Raw genomic sequence first — 20140 nt, forward strand, 5'->3', positions numbered from 1 at the left:
AGATATAGATGAAAGCATTAATGCCAAGAATAGAAATTGCCCTATCTCAAATACGGCATAATGCTCGGATACTATCTGAACTTTATGGGCAGAAAGGAATTTCCTTAATGGGAGTCTCCAAAGCAACACTAGGAGAGCCCTCCATCGCTAAGGCAATGATTCAAGGCGGAGTAAAATTCATTGCCGACTCTCGCCTTGAAAACATTCAAAAAATGAAAAATGCTGGAATTTTGACTCAGTTTATTCTTCTTCGTACTGCTTTTAGTCAGGCAGAATCTGTTATTACAAATGTGGATATTAGTCTCAATACAGAACTAGAGACTGTAACAGAACTTTCTCATTATGCAAATGTACAGAATAAGCTTCATCAAATAATTATTATGGTAGAGTTGGGCGATCTACGAGAGGGAATACTTCCTTGTGATCTTTCCCAATTTGTTAAAAAAACTCTTGATCTATCCAATATCAAAATTATTGGAATTGGTTGCAATTTAGCTTGTTATGGCGGAATTAAACCAGATAACCAAAAAATGAGTGAATTATCTCAATTAGCTAATGGTATCGAAAAAGAATTTCAGATTAATCTAGAAATAATTTCGGGTGGAAATTCGGCAAACTATGAATGGTATGAATCGGCACAACAAGTCGGGAGAATTAACAACCTACGTTTAGGCGAATCAATTCTTTTAGGGTGTGAAACCGTCAATCGAAAAGCTATTCCAGGTTTGTATACCAGTGCATTCAAGTTGATTGCTGAAGTGATCGAGTCAAAAGAAAAGCCATCTTTGCCATTTGGCGAAATCTGCCAGAATGCTTTTGGAAATGTTCCTACATTCCTAGATAGAGGTATTCGTCGGAGAGTTATTATCGCTTTAGGAAGGCAGGACATTCTGGTATCTGGCTTAAAACCTAATAAGGATCTGGAAATATTAGGATCTAGCAGCGATCATGTTGTTCTCGACAGCAATAACTATGATTTAAAGGTTGGAAGTGAAGTGAAGTTTAACCTAGATTATGGTGCGCTTCTTTCGGCAATGACTTCTCCTTTTATTAAAAAACAATTTATAGGCTGTTCTTAAATTGCTCGTATTCAAGCATTACAGAATAACAGCTATCCCTCTTCTGTCACTTCCCGAAATTCTTACGAATTTCCGTCATTACAGCCAACTACACCTAATGGAAGAATCAGGGTTTGACCCCCATCTTTCGGAGTCTGACAGAAGAGGGATATTACTCAACATTCTGACAATGCCAGTGCTTTCTGAGTAAGGATTAACCGCCCCAGTACTTTTCAGCCTCGGAATAGATTATAGTAGTTAACGTTACTTAACATTGGCGGCAACCATGCAGGCAACCCCAGTTGCAGCAAACGTTCTTTTTCCCGGTACTTACTGGCAGTGGCGAGGACAGTCGATTTACTATGTCAAAGCTGGTGAAGGGCGATCGCATCGTCCTCCCCTGCTGTTAATTCACGGTTTTGGAGCGTCTACAGACCATTGGCGCAAAAATATTGCCGAACTACAGAATGATTTTGAAGTTTGGGCGATCGACCTGTTGGGGTTCGGACGTTCAGCAAAACCGGACTGGCAGTATGGTGGTGATTTGTGGCGAGATCAGTTGCACGACTTTATTACCCAAGTTATCGGTCAACCTGTGGTGTTGGCAGGAAATTCCTTGGGTGGCTATTCAGCGTTATGTGTCGCATCTCAGCGTCCCTCCTCTGCTGTGGGTTTGGTGTTGCTCAACAGTGCAGGTCCTTTTACCGATACCAAGGTTCCTAATCAACCTAATCCCTTGCAAAAATTCGTTAAGGATTTGATTCGCTCAACCTTACTGCAACCTTGGGCAAGTTTTCTGCTATTCCAATACGTGCGGCAACGTGCAATGATTCGCAAAACACTCTCTCAGGTTTATCTTGATCAGAGTGTGGTGACAGACCAACTGGTGGACGAAATTTATCGCCCTTCGTGCGATCGCGGAGCGCATAAGGTCTTTGCCTCCGTCTTCAAGTCACCCCAAGGGGAAAAAATTGACGTTCTCCTCGATCAGTTAACCTGTCCATTATTGCTGTTGTGGGGAGACGCAGACCCTTGGATGAATGCCAGAGAGCGGGGGGCAAAGTTCCGTCACTACTATCCTCAACTCACCGAACACTATCTCAGAGCCGGTCATTGTCCCCATGATGAAGTGCCAGACCAAGTTAATGCGCTTTTAAAGGAGTGGGTGCTTACTATTTGCTAAAAATAAAAATCTTGAATGAGTCGGGACACGGGTAGTATCGTAATCCTTGCAAAAACCACTATCGAAAACTGCTGTAGTAATCTGTCCCGGTATCCATGACCCGCAGTTAACGCCGGAGTTTCTAGTCGGGTTGCAGCACTGCGCAATAGGAACTCTACCGAGTGATTGGATGCAGAGAGTATTGGTTTTTCCGGCTCAGGAGTATCCCGCGTATTCAGCGATTCACATTTTGGATTATTTACGGCGTCATATTGATTCTGATGATAGTCAGAGCGATCGCGTAACAACATCCCTTATTTTTATCAGCTTTAGTGCGGGAGTGGTGGGTGCAATGGGTGCAGCGTGGGGATGGCAGGCGTGTGGTGGAACGGTGAAGGCGTTTGTGGCGTTGGATGGTTGGGGTGTTCCCTTGTACGGAAATTTTCCCATTCATCGGCTCAGTCACGATTATTTTACTCACTGGAGTTCAGCACTATTAGGAGGAGGGGAGGATAGTTTTTATGCCGATCCCGCTGTTGAGCATTTGGAGTTGTGGGGAAAACTGCATAATTGTCAGGGGTGGTGGGTTCATCGGGTTGAAGGGGGTGTGGAACGACGGTACATTACGGCGGCTGAGTTTATTGTGCAGTTGTTGGAGGGGTGTGGAGTGTGGTGAGAAGAAGACTTCAAAATACAATCAATAAGGACAATGCTCTTTCCCCAATCCCTACCTTCAGTCAGTGAGTTCATCCACACCTTCCTATGATGGAGTCGATTAATAAGCTTCCTCGCCAGTTCAGTATCGGGTTAATGTTCCCGATTCTCTTTCTGAACGTTTGGCTTCTACTTCTGTTGGCTCGGCAGCTACAACCTCTGTCCAGCATTCTAATCACAGCGACTTTGATCGCATTTTTGCTAGATTATCCTATTCGTTTCCTGCACCAACAGGGAGTCAACCGAGGCATAGCGGCGGGATTGGTGTTCCTGCTGTTTTTGCTAATCTTAAGCACCTTGGTACTATTCTTGGGACCTCTCATTTTACAGCAAGCCAATGAACTGTTAACCCGGCTCCCGGAATGGATTAAGTCAGGTCAGCAGCAACTTCAAAGCCTTGAAAGTTGGGCAATTGCTCAACAATTACCGATTGATTTGAGCAACACCTACAATCAGCTAATTGGACGATTAACTAGTGTACTTCGCTCTCTTACCAGTCAACTGATTAGCTTAATTTTCAATACCATTGGCAGTATTGTTAATGTTTTCTTGACGTTAGTGTTTTCCATCTTCCTGGTTTTGCGAGGAGAAAGCCTCTGGAATGGCATTTTGAGCTGGCTCCCTGAGCAATGGAACCGTCAAATCCGCCAATCTCTGCCGTACAATTTCGAGCGGTTTATTGCCGGTCAAGTCATCTTGGCAACAATAATCGGCGTTGCTCAGACAACGGCACAGTCAATATTGGGTATACCATTAGCTGAACTCTTTGGATTTGGAATTGGAGCAGCGAGTCTAATTCCCTTTGGTGGCACTACTACCATTGTTGTAGTGAGCTTGCTGCTTTCGCTCAACAACTTCTGGTTGGGGGTTAAGGTTTTAGTGGTAGCGATCGCAATTAATCAAATCTGCGAAAATGTCTTAGGTCCGCGCATTGTGGGGGAACTGACAGGACTCAATCCTGTATGGATGCTGATTTCCCTAGACCTTGGAGTTAAGCTTGGGGGAGTTCTCGGATTGCTCGTTGCTGTACCAATCGCCAGTTTTATCAAGGCAACCTTTGACACTATCCGAGCTTCTACATCTAGAACCCAGCCTACACTCATAACCGCAGAAATTGCCCCAGACGCTGAAGGGAGTAATCAGACTCAAAGCTCAAGTTACAATTCACCAAATTAGTAGAGATGTTGCAAGCAAAGTCTCTAGGTTAATTCCTAAGTCTTACCCTATTGATTTCAGTCGTGCCGCCATCGCTTAACCGCTTCTTGCAATCTTAGGGGCAACCCCCTGTCATATTGAGGATAAACAGGCAGGCGCGGCACCAATTCCCACCCCGCAGGTTCTAAGATTTCCTTTAATTCCTGAATGTGGAGATGGGAATAATCGGGATTCACTTCATCTTTGGGTACAATTCCCCCCAAATCCCTAACTCCGGCATCCAAACAGGCAAGTAACCCCTGAGAGTCTGAGACTAAGTTTGGCGGAATTTGCAGGGTAATGTCTGATGGCAAAATGTGACGTGCTTTAGCAATAACATCGGGTAGCTGATGGGAGTTAAAGGCAGAAGCATCCCAGCTTTGCTGACTGCCGGGACTGTGAGGTTGTAGGATAACTTCTTGGATGTTACCGTATTCAGAATGAAATCGAGCGATCGCCTCTAAGGTATCCCACCAATCCGCAGGTGTTTCCCCAATTCCCAGTAATAACCCTGTGGTAAAGGGAATTTCCAATTCTCCTGTCCAAGCTAGCTGTTGCAGACGCACCTCTGGTATTTTACTAGGAGCGTGACGGTGAACGGTTTGTAGCAGTTGAGGTGTGAGCTGTTCCAGCATTAACCCCATGGATACATTCACCTGTTTGAGCGATCGCATTTCCTCAAAACTCAACGGTCCGGCATTAGTATGGGGTAGAAATCCCATTGATAGCGCCAGTTCGCACAAGTCATAAATACGCTGAAACCAAGACTGACGCTGGGGTGAGTTGGGATGCACTTCACCACTGAGAATGAGAATTTCGCAGATACTCTGATTCTGAAGCAGTTTTAATGTCCGTTCAGCATCTGTCAACGTCAACCACGGGCTTTGACCTGGATCAGTGCGAAAATTGCAGTAGGTACAGCGATTAAAGCATTCGTAGGTGGGAACGAGGGTATAGGCAGGGCTGTAGGTAACGGTTCGGGAATCGGAAATGGGCTGGGGACTCTTGTTTTTCAACTTATTGAGATTAGTTGAGATTAGTGAAAGATGTGAATTGAAACGGACTAAAATTCTTATGCAGCCGTCATTCGACGACTTTAACTATGAGACAGTGGTTTTAACCACTGGCAGACTTCTGCTTTCTGGCTGCTGCCAACTTTGGCAACAAATTCTCCCCCAAATGCTTCAAATCTTTATGTTGACATTGAAGCCTATTCATGTATAGCGATTTGAAAGTCCTGAGAACGACTTCTGTCTTAGTCGCCTCCTTACTCAGTCTACCAATCCCCAGCGCTTTTGCCTTTTCTGACACTCAAAGCCATTGGGCAAACAATTGTATTAATCAGATGACACCGCGCCAGCTCGTGAGTGGTTATCCAGATGGTAGCTTTCGCCCCAACTCCACCATTACCCGCGCCGAATTTGCCGTTTTGATGCTGAATGCTTTCCCAAATGCCCCAGTTAAGCGCAGTGGGATAGCCTTTAAAGATGTACCGTTTGGTTATTGGGCGCATCGGGCTATTCAGGAAGCTTATCAACGGGGCTTCTTCTCTGGTTATCCCGGTGGAGTTTTTCAACCCAGCCAGCCGATTCCGCGAGTGCAGGCAATTGGGGTTCTGGCAGGGGCGAAGAATTACTCGATTCCTGACAACGCTCAAGGAACCCTACGGCAGTATTTTAATGATGCATCCCAGATTCCAGGATATGCCACGAATGCGATCGCGGCAGCGGCGATTAATGCTATGGTTGTCAACTATCCCAATCTCAAGCAACTTCGACCGAATGAACGCGCCACGCGGGGAGAGGCAGCGGCGTTAATATGTCGAGCGTTAAATATCTATGCCGTACCGCCTCAGTATATTGCTGGTGTTGAGATACATCCCCAAGAAGTACGGACGTTACCGGGAGGACTTAATAGTGTACCTACCTTTAACAGCAACCATCCAGAACTGGTAGAAAGCGAAGGGATTTTGTTATCTACGTTTCCCTCAACAGGAATGCGAGTTCCCTCTGCTCACCTCAATTTTCCCTTTCAGGGACGATTCGATATCTTTAGCCATCACCTGGCTAGGGCGGAAACTCAGGCACAAACCCGTCCCTTTTACCAGGGAGTGATTGTCCATAATCCCAGCAGCAAACCTGTCACGGTGGAGGTATTACAAGCGGCAAGCTATCTCGGTAATCCTGATGCCCCGTTTAAGGATTTGCCGGATATGGTAGATAATGCCAATGGCACAGTCTATTCCGGTCCCGGTAGTCGCACGGTGAGTGATGTGCTACGGGGTATCCGCCATGAAAGTTTCCCTGCCAAGTTGGTACTGGAACCGGGACAAAGCCAAATGTTAATGAACCAGCCCATTCCAGTTAAACAGGCACCCGCATCGAATGGTCGTTCTACCCTGATGCGATTACAGAGTGACGGTGCGGTTTATGTCGCCAACTTAGCGATGAAAGCCCCCCAAACTTCTGATGGCATCTACCGAACCCCCACCTTAGAGGAATGGCAAAAGCTTTTATTAGAAGGGGAATTAGCCCAACCCCGTGGACTCAAACCCACTCCCCTCGATCCACCCAAAGAACCGACGATATTTGGTCGGGTGGCGGGTGTTTCTCAAGGAGCACAATGGTTGGCGCAGATTACGGATACATTGGGTTCTGATAATCTCAGAATTCCTCAACCAGGAGAATCGTTTTCCTACGTCCTAGGTACGCTGCATCTCGTTACTCTGAGTACGGGTCAAATTCAAAGTGCTAAGATGCTAGCCCGCTATCCCGATAGTGCTTACTATGCCCACAGCAATTACGGGGTGGAATACAATTTGACGCTGCCGCTGAAGAATACCACAGGTCAACCCCAGACGGTGACAGTATCGTTACAAACACCATTGAAGGATGAGGGGGGTACAGATAGATTGCTGTTTTTAAATCCTCAAGTTGACCAAGTATTCTTTCGAGGTACGGTGAGGGTAAGTTATGAAGATGACTTGGGAGAAAAACAAACCCGTTATGTGCATTTGGTACAACGGCGGGGACAGCTTGGTAAGCCGTTAGTGACGCTGAATCTACCTCCACAAGCGCGGGCAGAGGTGAATGTTGATTTTATTTATCCGCCGGATTCGACTCCACCGCAGGTTTTGACGGTGAAGACATTAGACAGGGAATAAATGCCCTGGCGGATTATGAGTGAATTATGAATGAATGTCACTGACTTAAGGATGGTGGGCAGTGCCCACCCTACGAATTTCCAAGGCTTTCAGCTATCATTTGACGCTTATTTCAGTGCCATTCAATTATGAATGACTATCAGGCTTATCCTTCCCTGAGTCGTGATTAGAAACGACCAACTCCAGCGTTGTGCGATCGCGGTCGGGATTAGCCCCTACACTGGGTTGGAGAGCAGAGTTGCGAAACATTAAAGTATAGATATCGGTCGGCATTTCAACACCTGCCTCTTGTAGCGCTTCTTTGATTGCCTGAACCACATCAGAGGTCATGGTTAAAAAGCCTAATCGTCGTGAGTCTACCCAAAAGCGCACTTCTAAATTCACAGTGCTGGGTGCTAATTCCTGTACAAAAATTTCGGGAGATGGCTCTTTTTCTAACCCGTTGAAGGATTCAAGAGTGCTTTTAATCACTTGTTTGGCTGAGGAGATATCGGCATCGTAATCAATGCCCACCATAATAGAACTGCGGCGACGGGGTGATGCGGTGTTGTTGATAATGCTGGCAGAAAAAACTTCTTGATTGGGAATATAGACCAACCGCCCATCATAGGTTCTCATTGTGGTTGCCCGTAGGTCAATCTGAGCGATCGTGCCTTCATAATCACCAATAACCACTTGATCGTTAATCGCAAAGGGTCGGGCAGCAAGCAAAATTACACCAGAAATGTAGTTACTCAAAACATCTTTAAGACTAAAACCAATTGCCACGCTGGTAAGTCCCAGTGCTCCCAACAGTGCGGCAAAGTCAAGTCCTAAGACTCCCAAGGCAATCACCGAACCTAGCACCCAGACACCCCCATAGCTGAGGCGTCCAATTAAAATTTCCGTGCTGCGATCGCCTTCTGTCCTTTGCGCCCATGTAAATGCGGCAAAACGTACCCCTTTCGCTACTCCCCAGGTAATGGCAACTACCACCAATGCCCCTAACAAGGAAGGCAGGTTGGTTACAGTATCCCGCAAGAGTTGCCGCACCTCTCCGTAAAGGCGCTGTCCCACATCAATTGCTAGAGGTGGTTTTTCAATGGCTTGATTGAGTTGATTGCCCCACCTCTCAGCTAACGCTTCCAGTGATAAACCAAAGTCTTCGGCATCTTGCTGAGTGACTGTCATCAAAACTCGGTTATTCAACCGCAATGTAGCGACTTGGCGGGGGTTGTCCGGTTTAACCACTACCCGTCCCAAGGTTTCAGATTGAGCTAAGAGACTGTTAATACGCCGATTGATAATGCTTGCCCGTTCTCTTGCCGTCAAGTCTTCAACGCTACCTACTTGAAAAATAGGTCTACCTCTGACTAAAACATCAGCAAAATAGACTCCCGTATCTGACTCACTTTCAGGGGTTGCACTCTGAGCCGCAGGCATCGGCAGTGCCTCTTCTTGGGCTATGCCCCTCGGAACAGCAACGAAAAATAGTCCAGTTACGCAGATGAACAGGGCAAACCAACGGGAATGTTTCCCTCGCCAGTGGTGAAGCAGGATTGTCATAGGATTGTGAGTTTTAGCCTTGTGATACAAGTTTCGTCTCGTGGACGTATGTAGAGTAAGTTATCCACTACTGGTCTGACTTCTGGCTAAAGAGGTGATTACTCAAAACAGTAACCTAGACTTGCCGAACTCACAAAACCGCTCATCGGTTTTTCAATTGGCACCCAACCATTGACTCCCTCATTAGCAATATAAACCGTTTGATTTTCCTCTAGGCTTCCTACTATATCACCATTGGGTTTCGCTCTAACAGATAGGTTAGGAGAAATTACCTGACGACAGTTACTGCCAGGTACGCTAGAAACTTCATTACTTCCTGGTGTAGTTGGCGTTGTTTCCGTCATGGATTGGGAGGGGGATGCTGCTCCAGTACAGTAGTTCAAATATCGGGCAAAAACGTAGCCATTCATAGGCGAGTCAATCCTTACCCATCCATCGACTGGTTCACCAATAATATTGACATTTTGTTCATCATCCAATGTGCCAATTACCTGTGCATAGGGTTGCCGTCGGACATTCAAACTTGTATTGACATCTACCTCCCGGCAGTTGTCAGTCTGCTGTGCAATCTGATAACTATCCGACTTCTGTAATGATGGGGGTTGATTGGCATTGGCAGTCTTAGGAGTGGTTAAGAGTGCGAGGGAAGATAAAACCGTCAATCCTAGGATTTGCCAACTAGTTTTCTGGGAGTTCATTGAACTTGCTCCTCTAGTGCTTCTATGTCACCTCCTATTTTCTTGAAGATGGAAATTATCTCATCTATCTTAAGAGTTAAGAAGAAGACTTAAACACTCCTGAAGGGTTCTCTTGTCTATGGCACGCCGATTAAAAAGACGCTCGTTTTTAGCCTTGAGCCTGACGGGTGCAGGGGCGGTTTTGAGCTATAAATGGCTAAAACCAGCGGTTGCCCAAAGTCATACTCTACCCATCGTTTCGCAAGTGGGAGATGTGACTGCCAACAGTGCTATTATCTGGGCGCGGGGCGATCGCATTTACCGCCTTTTGGTAGACCTTTCCACGTCCGCTAACCTCGATAGAGCCGTCCAAACTGTAAGTGGTTCCCAGGTGAGTGAGGAAAGTGACTTTACTGGTACTGTAGACGTTAAGGGATTGCGTCCGAACACAACGTACTATTACCAGACGTACTTTGATAACAACGATAACTTGAGGAATCCTCAAAAAGGAGCGATCGCTCTGTGGAGTGGGTAAGGTGGGAGCGATCGCTCATCAATCAACGAACATTTCCCCAAAACAGTATCTTTGTAGTATTCGAGGTAATATCATCATGCAAATCACAATCGAACTCCCCGACGACATTGCTAACAAACTGCAACTGCAACCTGCTAACCTCTCCCGCCGAATAGTAGAACTCATTGCGGCTGACAACTATCGGCAAGGAATCATTGGAGCGGCTGAAGTCCGCCGAATGCTCAACTTTTCCTCCCGTTGGGAAACCTACGAATTCCTTAAGCGTGAAAAAGCCTATCTGCCCTACACTGAAGATGACCTAGAACAGGATGCACAAGCGATTGGCAATTACTCTATGAAAATTTAAAGCAAAAATCTCATCCCGCATCCCTGCAAGAGCAACTGATGTTGATGATGAAACCTAGCTTACGTCAAGAGTTTGCATCATACATCAGCCAGCAAGCTGCGATCGCAGGTTACAAAACCTTAGTCCCGGCAAATCTGGAAAAAGCCTCAAACTTAGCCGTTGCCAACCTCTATTGGTATTTCAAAGTCAGAGATGAATCAGAAGAAGAGACAGGAAAAATTGTCAAAAATACGTGACATTTTTTATTCATCATTAACGCTTGATTTGCCACATTTATTCTGAAGTATCCGCTAACTCAAATAGACGTTTTAACCATTCAACAAACTTGTTCGCGATTTCAGCATTACAACTCAGTACCTGTGCGGTAATGGCTTGTCCCATTGGCATTCCCGGCGTTTCTTGCCAAGCTAACCACGTATGAATTAAGGCTTTGGAATGATGAATTGGCGTGTAACGATTCAATTTAAACTGTTCAATCTCTTGCACAATCGCCTCAGCTTTTGGACGCAAACTATCATCAGTCGGAATTAGAAGGGTAACAAAATCTTCCAACATTCCAGAAACTTGATTATCAGGCATTAACCAAAAGCCTATTTTGGGTTTGTCTGGTTGTGTATACACCCAGCCATCTGGGGGAGGTACTGTCGGAATCGTCTGATATCCACTCTTCATGAGTCGATTTCGTACAGCTTGCCATCGTGCCCGTAAGTCTTGATCTGCATCAACGACAATTCCTAATGTTTGTAATTTGGGTTCATCAATTCTAGCTGGTAATCCCGCTAAAAGTGCTTCTATCCCCTCTGTTCCTTTTTCTTCCGCTACTTCTACAGAAAATGTTTCTGGCAACTGATATTGATTACACAAAGCCCAAATTACATGGCGATCATTTTTTCCTTCAACCAATAGCTGATGAGGTTTTGGTTTTTTTGGCATCAGCGCACCTCAATACTTTGACGCACAGCAACACCCAACTTTTCAGAATCGTATTCAACCGGACGTATCTCTTCACCCTTACGACTCAATCGAAATAATTTGCCCATTGATGGATCATCTAATTCATCCAAAGCTTCTTGAAACGCACAAATACAGTCCCAACTATGAGTTGTCGCAAAAATTTGTATGTTTAACTGCTGTGCTATTTCTAACATCAAGCGCCACATATCTGTTTGAGACTCATAATATAGACCTGTCTCGATCTCATCGACGAGTAAAAAACCATTTTCAACTGTCACGGCTGCCATCGCTAGGTTGAGTATTCGTCCCATTCCTTCGCCCATGCTACTTAAAGGAAGCGGCTCTGTTTTACCTTCAACTTTAAGCAAAATATCACTGTAAAAATTTTGGTTGCTAGTAAAACTAAGACGTTGTATATTTGGAGCTAATGTTTGCAGAGCCTCTATTACTTTATCTTCTTTAGGAGTAAGAATAATTTTATCCCAAAGACGAGCCAAATCTCTAACTTCTGTTAATTCATTTGTAACCCATATACTTTCAGAACTTGAACTTGGTAAATGCAATATTGATTTTTTGTAAAAATTTTGATGAGAAAAACCGTCACTTGAAATAGGAAAAGGATTGTAGCTTTTGTTATCGTATAAAACGGCAAGACATTTACGACTTAATTCTGTCTCTAAATCTAAGTCCCTTTCGTCGATAGTCGGATTATTTGAAGAAAATTGTGCATTATGTACCTCAGCAACTTGAATAATTATTTTTTTAGTTGAACTAGATTGAATAATAATCTTTTTTTCTTCAGTAGTCTGGTTTTTATAAAATAAACGATATATCGGGTATTTATATTTTATTTTTAATAAACTGCTATCTGTAGAAATATTTGAGTCTTTAATGTTTACTTCTCCACGGTTTATCATGACGCCAAATAGATAGATTGGATTGCCATGATTAGTTATTAAATATACAGCTTCTAATAAGGTGGTTTTGCCAACATTATTCATGCCCACGAACAGATTAACCTGTGCCAACCCGTCGATATGAAAGTTATTGAAGCAGCGATAATTTTGTATAGTGAGATCACGTAACATAAATTCTTGGCTAAAGGAGCAGTGATTATCTCTTATCTTAGAGGCTAATCGTTAGTGTGGTCATAGCTGGGTGATGATGAGGCGAGGAATACCCTGGAATTTATCGAAGAATTAGGAAACGCGATCGCATGGAAAATAGTGGTAAGATTTACGCCAAACCTCCATTTTTGTGTCCTAACCTACAAGCGATCGCACGTTGATCTGTCATCGTCTGGTTTGCCTTGGTTAAGCCAGATTTGTCCGTCAAAAGTGACGCCACCAATATTGTTCTAGGTGGTAAGCTTGGCGCAGGTGTTGTAAGGCGGCTGTTGAGAGCAATCCTTTCACCAGAGCAACAAATTGTCCCCACGCTAGCAATTGCGACTCGCTTTTGGCTCGGTTGAACTGATATCTTATGTGTTGATAACATAGAAATTACATCCCATGTAATGGGACATTAGCGCGATCGCTTCCCCCATCCGAACTCAAACAGCTTCAAAGTGCCGACTTCAGCAACTCAGAAGCCACAGCTAACCAAGAAGCAAGTAGACATACAACCGCCTTGGCAGTACCACCAGAACAATTACTCTATGAGAACTTAAAGCAAAAATCTCATCCCGCATCCCTGCACGATCAACTGATGTTGATGATGAAACCTAGCTTACGTCAAGAGTTTGCATCATACATCAGCCAGCAAGCTGCGATCGCAGGTTACAAAACCTTAGTCCCGGCAAATCTGGAAAAAGCCTCAAACTTAGCCGTTGCCAACCTCTACTGGTATTTTCAAGTCAGAGATGAATCAGAAGACGAAGCAGTAGCGGTGTAAAAGTGAGAATCTAAAGAGCGATCGCTTTCGGTATCAGCAAAATCCTGTGACCTCCTACACTAAAAAGAAGTTAGGTCTTAAATCAATATGCTTTGCCGTTGGTTAACTCGTTGGCGCACGCTCTCTCTAGCAGTCACTCTATCACTGGTTTGCCTGTTGACCCTTACAAGTTGCAGCCCGAGCCAGTTTAAAACTGAGGCAGCTCAAGTCTCACAACTGGTTTTCGTTTCCCCATCTGACCCGTCCACATTTAATCCTCCCCTGAATGACTCCTTATTTAGCCGTATTGTCTACGGCTTGATTTACGACGGACTCATTAATGAAAATGGTCTGACAGCCGAACTGGAACCCGGACTCGCTGAATCGTGGGAAATCTCAGAGGATAAGCGCCGGATTACCTTTACCCTGCGCGAAGGGTTGAAGTGGTCGGACGGGGAACCCTTCACAGCAGATGATATCGTCTTTACCTACAACGATATCTACCTCAATGAAAAAATTCCCACGGGTATCAGAGATATTCTTCGCATTGGTACTTCTGGTGCTTTTCCCTCTGTCAGAAAACTCGATGAACGGCGGGTTGAGTTTACTGTACCAGAACCCTTTGCACCATTTTTAAGATATGTCGGTGGTATTACTATTCTGCCCAAACACGTCTTGCAAAACGCAGTGCAAACGACCGATGCTAATGGAAATCTCAAGTATCTCTCGACTTGGGGCACTAATACTGACCCACAAAAAATTATCGGTAATGGTCTCTATGAAATGGTCAGCTATACTCCCGCTCAACGAATCATTCTTCGCCGTAATCCTTATTACTGGCGCAATGATGAGGAAGGGAATACCCAACCCTACATTGAGCGCATTATTGTGCAAATTATCGAAAACACCGATAACCAGTTGGTGACATTTCGTTCTGGAGGACTAGATAGTTTTGAAGTGACGCCCGAATCTTTTAGTTTGCTCAAGCAAGAAGAAGAACGAGGAAACTATAGTATTTATAACGGTGGACCTACATCAGACACAAGATTTGTGGGTTTCAATCTCAATAAAGCACGCAATCAAAAGGGAGAACCCTTTGTAGACCAGATTAAATCTCGTTGGTTCAATACCTTGGCATTTCGGCAAGCTGTCGCACATGCAATTAACCGCGAGGCGATGAAAACCAATATTTATCGAGGATTGGGTGACTTACAACATTCACCCATTCCTGTCCAAAGTCCTTTTTATTTATCTCCCGAAGATGGATTAAAAATCTACAACTACGACCCACAAAAGGCAAAGCAACTGCTATTAGATGCAGGGTTTAACTACAATTCCCAAGGACAACTACTGGACTGGGATGATAACCCCGTGCGATTTACTCTGCTGGTAAAAGCGGAAGAAAAATCAAGAGTTGATGCGGCTGTTCAGATTCAACAAGACTTGAAAAAGCTAGGAATTCAAGCTGATTTACAGGTGATCAACTTCAACGTCATCGTCCAAAAGCTCTTAAATCGGGATTGGGAAGTGTATGTGGGGGGATTTGGTGGTGGTGGAGTAGAACCGCACAGTGGCTTTAATATCTGGTACTCTCAAGGTTCATTGCATCAATTCAATCAAGGTTTTATGGCGGGAGAACCCCCGATTCAGGGTTGGGAAGCGTCAGATTGGGAATTGGAAATTGACCGCCTATTTGAGGCGGGTGTGAAAGAATTAGATGATGAAAAGCGCAAAGAGATTTACGGTCAGTTTCAGAAAATTGTCGCTGAACAATTGCCGTTCATTTATCTGGTGAATCCGCTAGCGTTCGAGGCAGTACGCGATCGCATCCAGAACGTCAAGTACTCGGCTTTAGGTGGAGCCTTCTGGAATTTATATGAACTTGAGGTGACGGCGAATTGAGCAAGAGTTTTACTCTGGCTTTCGTAGTCTATTAACTCAGATCTTGCAGCCCTGATAATAAACTCAAAGATACTGTAAGGTGGGCAAAAGTAACTGTATATTTTTCAGGTTAAATTGTATGACAGACTCCGGTTCAAATGACAACCCCGAATTACTCTCTGTCGCTCAAACTGTCGAGCTACTTGGCGTAACTCGTCAGCGTATTCACGACCTAATTAAGAATGGTCAGATTGTAGCTCGCAAACTTGGGCGTTACTACTATATAGAAGCTGGTGAGATAGAGAGATACAACAATCAACCTACTGGAAAACCCTATCAGCCACGTAGTACAACATCTCACCCAAATTCTATTGACAATTGACAATAGAAATTATAAACTCAAGCTATACTAACGTACTAAAGGTTAAATGGATGCTCCCGTTTCAACTGATTCCTACTGATGTTGCAACTCAACAAGGACTGCAACAGGTTTACGTGAGTAAGCATGGCATCCTTTATCAAGGAGATTGTCTTAAACTTCTGTCAGCTTTGCCTGATGAGTCTGTAGATATTATATTTGCCGATCCACCCTTTAATCTTGGCAAAAAATACGGTGAAGGTGTAAGCGATCAGATGGAGGTAAATAAGTATTTAAGTTGGTCAAAACAGTGGCTCGGTGAAAGCATTCGATTGCTTAAACCTGGTGGAAGTTTATTTGTATTTAATCTGCCTAAATGGTGTATAGAATACGGTGCATATCTGAATCAACAAGGGATGTGGTTTCGGCATTGGATTGCTTGCAGAATGCCAAAAGCTTTTCCTAGAGGTAAAAGAATGTCTCCCGCTCACTATGGACTAATCTATTACACTAAGGGGGAACCATTAGTCTTCAATAAAGTCTACACACCCATTCAAGTTTGTCGGCATTGTGGTGGAGAAATCCGTGACTATGGTGGGCATCGAAAAAAACTTAATGAAAAGGGTATTAATTTAATGGATGTCTGGGACACGTCAGACGATGTTTGGGAGGATGCCCCCGAAGCTGATGCCAACGAAGTTTTATGGACATTGACAGAGGAAATGTGGGCTGATATTCCACCAGTTCGGCATCGTCGCCACAAAAAACGAGTTCCAAATGAACTTGCTCCTATTATGCTAGAACGAATTATTGCAATGGCATCTAATCCGGGTCAGATTGTGGTTGATCCTTTTGGGGGTTCTGGCACTACATTTTATGCAGCAGAAAAATTACACCGTTACTGGATTGGGTCAGAAATTGGAGACACAGCTCCAGCAGTAGAACGATTGACTGATCTGACAAATGGAATCATAGAGCAATGGGAATCGGCAAGGGGAAGTAAGAAATTGAAGCAACCCGAAACAACTGCGTTGCAACTATCGATTCCTTACTCTACATAGCACACCCTGCATGAAACTTCAGACCAATGCACGACCATCTGTTCCTTTGATAATCGTTGGTACATTGTTATCTACTTGGTCGTGTTCAATTACGAAGATAGCCAGAAAACCTTCTTCAATCCGGATTGCTCGCTAAACATCAAAGTATGGCTCTAGCTCTTCATAATTGCCAATCCGATCAGTTAAATAAGGGTAAAGTTTCCTACTTGGGAGTACCAAGGCAGCACCTAGAAAAACACCACGCAGCAGTCCAAGAACCATTTTATTGATTGCTCGATGACTTGAGGAGATATTACCCGTTTCCCATTCGAGAGCAAAAAGATAGTTGTCAATGACTTTTGTTGCATCGACCTTTCCGGGTGATCGGGTTGCATAGTTAATCTGAGTTTCCAATCTCCATCCAAATCTATCCCTCAATGCAATCATGCAAGCTTCTTTAATTGGCTTGACACCATTACCATGCTTTATCGGATTAATTGTAAAGCTGGATGTACCAGGAGGATGAGCAATGAGAGAGATGGCATCACGAATTTCAGCCCGAATGATAGACCAATCACTTGATTCTTCAAAATTTCCAACACTGAGCAAAGAAATCTCTCTGACAATCTTCATACTGATTGCTTATCCCTCTTCTGTCACTCTCCCTAGAGTAAACCCTGAAAGCCTTACACAGAGAGACTTTTACTCTATGAGATTAAGTCATGGGTTTCTGTTAGGCAAGCGATCGCTCTATTGTCCATGAGGTTTGACTTTCATCCGTTGGCTGCAATTTTTATTTTCCCAGAGTGACAGAAGAGGGATAGGTGACATCCTCGTCACCGCATGGTAACGAACTCTTCGGCGGTAGAAGGATGGATACCAACAGTTGCATCAAAGTCGGCTTTCGTGGCTCCCATTTTCAGAGCGATCGCAACTCCTTGAATGATTTCGGCAGCGTGGGCGCCAACCATGTGAGCACCTAGCACTTTATCAGTATTTTCGTCAACTATTAACTTCATCAGGGTGCGTTCATCCCGACCGCTCAAGGTATGGTACATCGGTTTAAATCGGGCGCGGTAGATTTTTAGAGCCTCGCCGTATTTTTCCCGTGCTGCGGCTTCTGAAAGACCAACGGTAGCAGCTTCTGGGGTGCTGAATACGGCAGTCGGTATATTGTCGTAAACCATGATCCGAGATTTGCCGCCAAACTCCGTATCAGCAACGGCACGTCCTTCGTTAATGGCAACGGGGGTGAGATTTATGCGGTTGGTGCAATCACCTACAGCAAAGATATTCTCTTGGGAGGTGCGGCTGTATTCATCAACGGCGATCGCTTGCTGGTTAATTTCTACCCCAGCATTTTCCAAACCCATATTCTTCAGATTCGGCTTACGACCGGTAGCAGCAAGTATAACATCAGCCATTACTGTTTCATCAAAGCTGCCTTTCACCGTGACCTTCAGCCCGTCTGGTGTCTTTTCAATGGCTTTGGCTTCACTGCCGCAGAGTATTCGGATGCCGTGCTGTTCCATGGCTTCTTCAATCAAGAGGCGAAGATCGTCATCAAAACCGCGCAAAATGTGATCGTAGCGATGAATTAATGTCACCTCAGAACCAAAGCCATGCATAATGCAGGCAAATTCCACACCAATATAACCCCCCCCAATAATCGTGATGCGCTGGGGTTGTTCCTGGAGGTGGAACATACCATCGGAGGTAATCGCGTGTTCTCTCCCTGGAATATCAGGCATGAAGGGATGCCCTCCAACTGCAATCAGCACTTTATCTGCCGTCACTTTCCGGGAAGCGGAACTCTCACCGTTAGCCGATTCTGCAATCTCCAGGGTATGGGAGTCGAGAAACTTGGCATAACCTCGCAAAAGTTCCACACCTGAGTTATCCAACATTCGCTGGTATACCCCATTGAGCCGTTCGACTTCCTGATTAACGACGGTAATCATCTTCTGCCAATCGAGGCTGCTTTCTACAGCACTCCAGCCATAGCCTTGGGCATCTTCCATCAGATCAGGAAAATGAGAGGCATAAACCATTAACTTCTTAGGAACGCAGCCGCGATTGACACAGGTGCCTCCCAAGCGGTTAAATTCTGCAACTCCGACTTTTGCGCCATATTGAGCTGCCCGTCTTGCAGCAGCAATTCCTCCAGAACCAGCACCGATAACAAATAAGTCGAAATCATAACTCATGCAATCAACTCCCTTCTTACAGCACTTCTAACTATTACAATAAGAATTACAAGCAACAAGCAAAAATCTCTTTTCCCCACTCCCCATCCGTTACATAATCCGCTGCCACGCTCCCTATTTTTTCGGTGGATTCGGCGGCGGACGCAATCCAGAAGCACCGGGAGCATCTGTCTCAGAGGAAAGTCCAGGTTGGACATTGTGATGCAGTTGCTGACGCCCGTTGCGAATTACCCTGAGCATATCAGTGAGTTGTTGCTCGATACTAACGAGAACCGCATCAGCATATTCATCAGCACCACTTTGAATATCCTCGCATTCTTCTAAAGCGAGTTGGCGTAGTTGCACCAGTTCCTGCTGGGCTTGCAGGCGCATCCGCTCGATCTCAGTACGGGTTTGCTCTTGAATCATTTCGCACTCTTGCTGAACCCGCTGACGAATTTGGTTGGCTTCCAGTTCAGCTTGCTGAATAATACCCAGATCATCAAGAAGTTGATCAGCACGTTGCTCTGCTGCATCCATGACTTCCTGGGCATATTCTTCAGCTTGCAAGAGAATGTCTTCCCGTTGAAGGATTAGTTTTTCGGCTTTTTCAAAAGCATCAGGCAGATTTGCCCGCACTAAATCCAGTTGAGCCAAGAACACGTCCTCATCAACTATTGTGCGCCCGGTGAAGGGAATATGGAACCCTTCGACGATAAGCATCTCCTCCAGTCGGTTGAGTTCTCGCTGGATATCTACACTTCCCGATCCAGGGGGATGGGGTTCTCGTGGCGGGTTGAGTTCGTCGCGTTCTTCGGGATCGCTTCGGGATGAGTCTCTGCGTAACATCGGCAAATATCTAGGGCAACCTGCTGAGGAACAAGATGAGCAACAGAGCCGCCAAAGCTGGCAACTTCTTTCACTACGCTACTACTTAAGAAACTGTACTCGTTAGAGGTGGCGAGAAAAACGGTTTCTATCTCATCCCAAAGGGTTTGATTGGTGTGAGCCATCTGGAGTTCTTTTTCAAAGTCTGAAAGCACCCGTAGTCCTCGTAGCAGCACTTGAGCATCTCTCAGTTTGGCATATTCCACGGTCAAACCAGTGAAACTGTCTACTTCTACATTAGACAGATGCTGGGTACAAACGCGAATTTGCTCGATTCGCTGTTGTATCGGGAATAAGGGGGATTTGCTAGGATTGCGCAAGACGGCGACAATCACCTTCTCAAAGAGCCTACAGCCACGCTCGATGATGTCGAGGTGTCCTAGGGTAATTGGATCGAAGCTGCCCGGATAAATTGCAATCACGAGGTAGAAATTTTGGAAAGTTACGCAGGCATTATAGTCGGGAATGGGGAATAGGGAGTGGGGACAAGGGGACAAGGGGACAAGGGGACAAGGAGACAAGGAGATTTTTGAGGTGTTACTCTTTTCCCCAGCTCCCCAGCTCCCC

The 20140-nt window shown here is 45.0% G+C and carries 21 protein-coding genes and 1 pseudogene; 12 read left to right on the plus strand and 10 right to left on the minus strand.

The window, feature by feature from the left end; genetic code table 11:
- Positions 1 to 8 precede the first annotated feature (8 nt).
- The 4 genes from IQ257_RS03890 to IQ257_RS03905 all read left to right on the plus strand — a co-directional run bounded on the left by IQ257_RS03890 (position 9) and on the right by IQ257_RS03905 (position 4110).
- Complete coding sequence (locus IQ257_RS03890) at positions 9 to 1079, plus strand: alanine/ornithine racemase family PLP-dependent enzyme (protein WP_193872643.1); 1071 nt, start codon at positions 9 to 11, stop codon at positions 1077 to 1079.
- A gap of 265 nt (positions 1080 to 1344) precedes the next feature.
- Positions 1345 to 2241 (plus strand): alpha/beta fold hydrolase, encoded by an 897-nt coding sequence (locus tag IQ257_RS03895; protein WP_193872642.1) that lies wholly within the window; start codon positions 1345 to 1347, stop codon positions 2239 to 2241.
- A gap of 46 nt (positions 2242 to 2287) precedes the next feature.
- Positions 2288 to 2896, plus strand: coding sequence for a hypothetical protein (locus IQ257_RS03900; RefSeq protein WP_193872641.1), 609 nt, complete (start codon positions 2288 to 2290; stop codon positions 2894 to 2896).
- An 86-nt stretch (positions 2897 to 2982) separates the two neighbouring features.
- A complete protein-coding gene (locus IQ257_RS03905) occupies positions 2983 to 4110 on the plus strand; it encodes an AI-2E family transporter (RefSeq protein ID WP_193872640.1) in 1128 nt (375 codons plus the stop codon).
- A 56-nt stretch (positions 4111 to 4166) separates the two neighbouring features.
- Here IQ257_RS03905 and cofG read toward each other — a convergent pair whose 3' ends face one another.
- On the minus strand, positions 4167 to 5144 hold the full coding sequence (cofG, locus tag IQ257_RS03910; RefSeq protein ID WP_228060406.1) for a 7,8-didemethyl-8-hydroxy-5-deazariboflavin synthase subunit CofG: 978 nt from the start codon (positions 5142 to 5144) through the stop codon (positions 4167 to 4169).
- Positions 5145 to 5344: 200 nt separating this feature from the next.
- Between cofG and IQ257_RS03915 the strand changes: the two genes are divergently transcribed.
- A complete protein-coding gene (locus IQ257_RS03915) occupies positions 5345 to 7291 on the plus strand; it encodes a DUF3370 family protein (RefSeq protein WP_193872639.1) in 1947 nt (648 codons plus the stop codon).
- Between the two features lie 126 nt (positions 7292 to 7417).
- On the opposite strand, the gene IQ257_RS03920 is transcribed toward IQ257_RS03915, so the two are convergent.
- Together IQ257_RS03920 and IQ257_RS03925 are read right to left on the minus strand one after the other, a co-directional pair.
- Positions 7418 to 8836 (minus strand): mechanosensitive ion channel family protein, encoded by a 1419-nt coding sequence (locus IQ257_RS03920; protein ID WP_193872638.1) that lies wholly within the window; start codon positions 8834 to 8836, stop codon positions 7418 to 7420.
- Between the two features lie 98 nt (positions 8837 to 8934).
- Entirely contained in the window at positions 8935 to 9534 is a 600-nt protein-coding gene (locus IQ257_RS03925) for an SH3 domain-containing protein (RefSeq protein WP_193872637.1), read from the minus strand.
- Between the two features lie 118 nt (positions 9535 to 9652).
- On the opposite strand from IQ257_RS03925, the gene IQ257_RS03930 reads away from it, so the two are divergent.
- The 3 genes from IQ257_RS03930 to IQ257_RS03940 all read left to right on the plus strand — a co-directional run bounded on the left by IQ257_RS03930 (position 9653) and on the right by IQ257_RS03940 (position 10630).
- Positions 9653 to 10048: a PhoD-like phosphatase N-terminal domain-containing protein gene (locus IQ257_RS03930; protein ID WP_193872636.1), complete on the plus strand. Its 396-nt coding sequence runs from the start codon at positions 9653 to 9655 to the stop codon at positions 10046 to 10048.
- Positions 10049 to 10124: 76 nt separating this feature from the next.
- Complete coding sequence (locus IQ257_RS03935) at positions 10125 to 10394, plus strand: UPF0175 family protein (protein WP_193872635.1); 270 nt, start codon at positions 10125 to 10127, stop codon at positions 10392 to 10394.
- A gap of 44 nt (positions 10395 to 10438) precedes the next feature.
- On the plus strand, positions 10439 to 10630 hold the full coding sequence (locus tag IQ257_RS03940; RefSeq protein WP_193872634.1) for a hypothetical protein: 192 nt from the start codon (positions 10439 to 10441) through the stop codon (positions 10628 to 10630).
- Positions 10631 to 10667: 37 nt separating this feature from the next.
- Here IQ257_RS03940 and IQ257_RS03945 read toward each other — a convergent pair whose 3' ends face one another.
- From IQ257_RS03945 to IQ257_RS03955, 3 genes are all read right to left on the minus strand, one after another.
- Positions 10668 to 11327, minus strand: coding sequence for a DUF3226 domain-containing protein (locus IQ257_RS03945; RefSeq protein WP_193872633.1), 660 nt, complete (start codon positions 11325 to 11327; stop codon positions 10668 to 10670).
- The gene (locus IQ257_RS03950) at positions 11327 to 12436 is read right to left on the minus strand and encodes an AAA family ATPase (protein ID WP_193872632.1); all 1110 of its coding nucleotides are present in this window, start codon (positions 12434 to 12436) and stop codon (positions 11327 to 11329) included. Before IQ257_RS03950 ends, IQ257_RS03945 begins: the two co-directional genes overlap by 1 nt.
- A gap of 148 nt (positions 12437 to 12584) precedes the next feature.
- Positions 12585 to 12845, minus strand: coding sequence for a hypothetical protein (locus tag IQ257_RS03955; RefSeq protein ID WP_193872631.1), 261 nt, complete (start codon positions 12843 to 12845; stop codon positions 12585 to 12587).
- 132 nt (positions 12846 to 12977) lie between these two features.
- Here IQ257_RS03955 and IQ257_RS03960 point away from each other — a divergent pair, with 132 nt between their 5' ends.
- The 4 genes from IQ257_RS03960 (at position 12978) to IQ257_RS03975 (ending at position 16520) form a co-directional block, all read left to right on the plus strand.
- The gene (locus IQ257_RS03960; RefSeq protein WP_228060407.1) at positions 12978 to 13241 is read left to right on the plus strand and encodes a hypothetical protein; all 264 of its coding nucleotides are present in this window, start codon (positions 12978 to 12980) and stop codon (positions 13239 to 13241) included.
- Positions 13242 to 13328: 87 nt separating this feature from the next.
- The gene (locus IQ257_RS03965; RefSeq protein WP_193872630.1) at positions 13329 to 15122 is read left to right on the plus strand and encodes an ABC transporter substrate-binding protein; all 1794 of its coding nucleotides are present in this window, start codon (positions 13329 to 13331) and stop codon (positions 15120 to 15122) included.
- A gap of 118 nt (positions 15123 to 15240) precedes the next feature.
- Positions 15241 to 15483 (plus strand): helix-turn-helix domain-containing protein, encoded by a 243-nt coding sequence (locus IQ257_RS03970; RefSeq protein ID WP_193872629.1) that lies wholly within the window; start codon positions 15241 to 15243, stop codon positions 15481 to 15483.
- A gap of 50 nt (positions 15484 to 15533) precedes the next feature.
- A complete protein-coding gene (locus tag IQ257_RS03975; protein ID WP_193872628.1) occupies positions 15534 to 16520 on the plus strand; it encodes a DNA-methyltransferase in 987 nt (328 codons plus the stop codon).
- Between the two features lie 18 nt (positions 16521 to 16538).
- On the opposite strand, the pseudogene IQ257_RS03980 reads toward IQ257_RS03975, so the two are convergent.
- The 4 genes and pseudogenes from IQ257_RS03980 to coaD form a co-directional block, all read right to left on the minus strand.
- Positions 16539 to 17132: pseudogene (locus tag IQ257_RS03980) on the minus strand (restriction endonuclease).
- A 203-nt stretch (positions 17133 to 17335) separates the two neighbouring features.
- On the minus strand, positions 17336 to 18706 hold the full coding sequence (gor, locus tag IQ257_RS03985) for a glutathione-disulfide reductase (RefSeq protein ID WP_193872627.1): 1371 nt from the start codon (positions 18704 to 18706) through the stop codon (positions 17336 to 17338).
- 114 nt (positions 18707 to 18820) lie between these two features.
- The gene (locus IQ257_RS03990) at positions 18821 to 19534 is read right to left on the minus strand and encodes an ATP synthase F0 subunit B (RefSeq protein ID WP_228060409.1); all 714 of its coding nucleotides are present in this window, start codon (positions 19532 to 19534) and stop codon (positions 18821 to 18823) included.
- On the minus strand, positions 19441 to 19995 hold the full coding sequence (gene coaD / locus IQ257_RS03995) for a pantetheine-phosphate adenylyltransferase (RefSeq protein WP_193872626.1): 555 nt from the start codon (positions 19993 to 19995) through the stop codon (positions 19441 to 19443). Before coaD ends, IQ257_RS03990 begins: the two co-directional genes overlap by 94 nt.
- Positions 19996 to 20140: the final 145 nt, after the last annotated feature.

The sequence above is a fragment of the Coleofasciculus sp. LEGE 07092 genome (assembly GCF_015207375.1).
Taxonomy (GTDB): Bacteria; Cyanobacteriota; Cyanobacteriia; order Cyanobacteriales; family Coleofasciculaceae; genus LEGE-07092.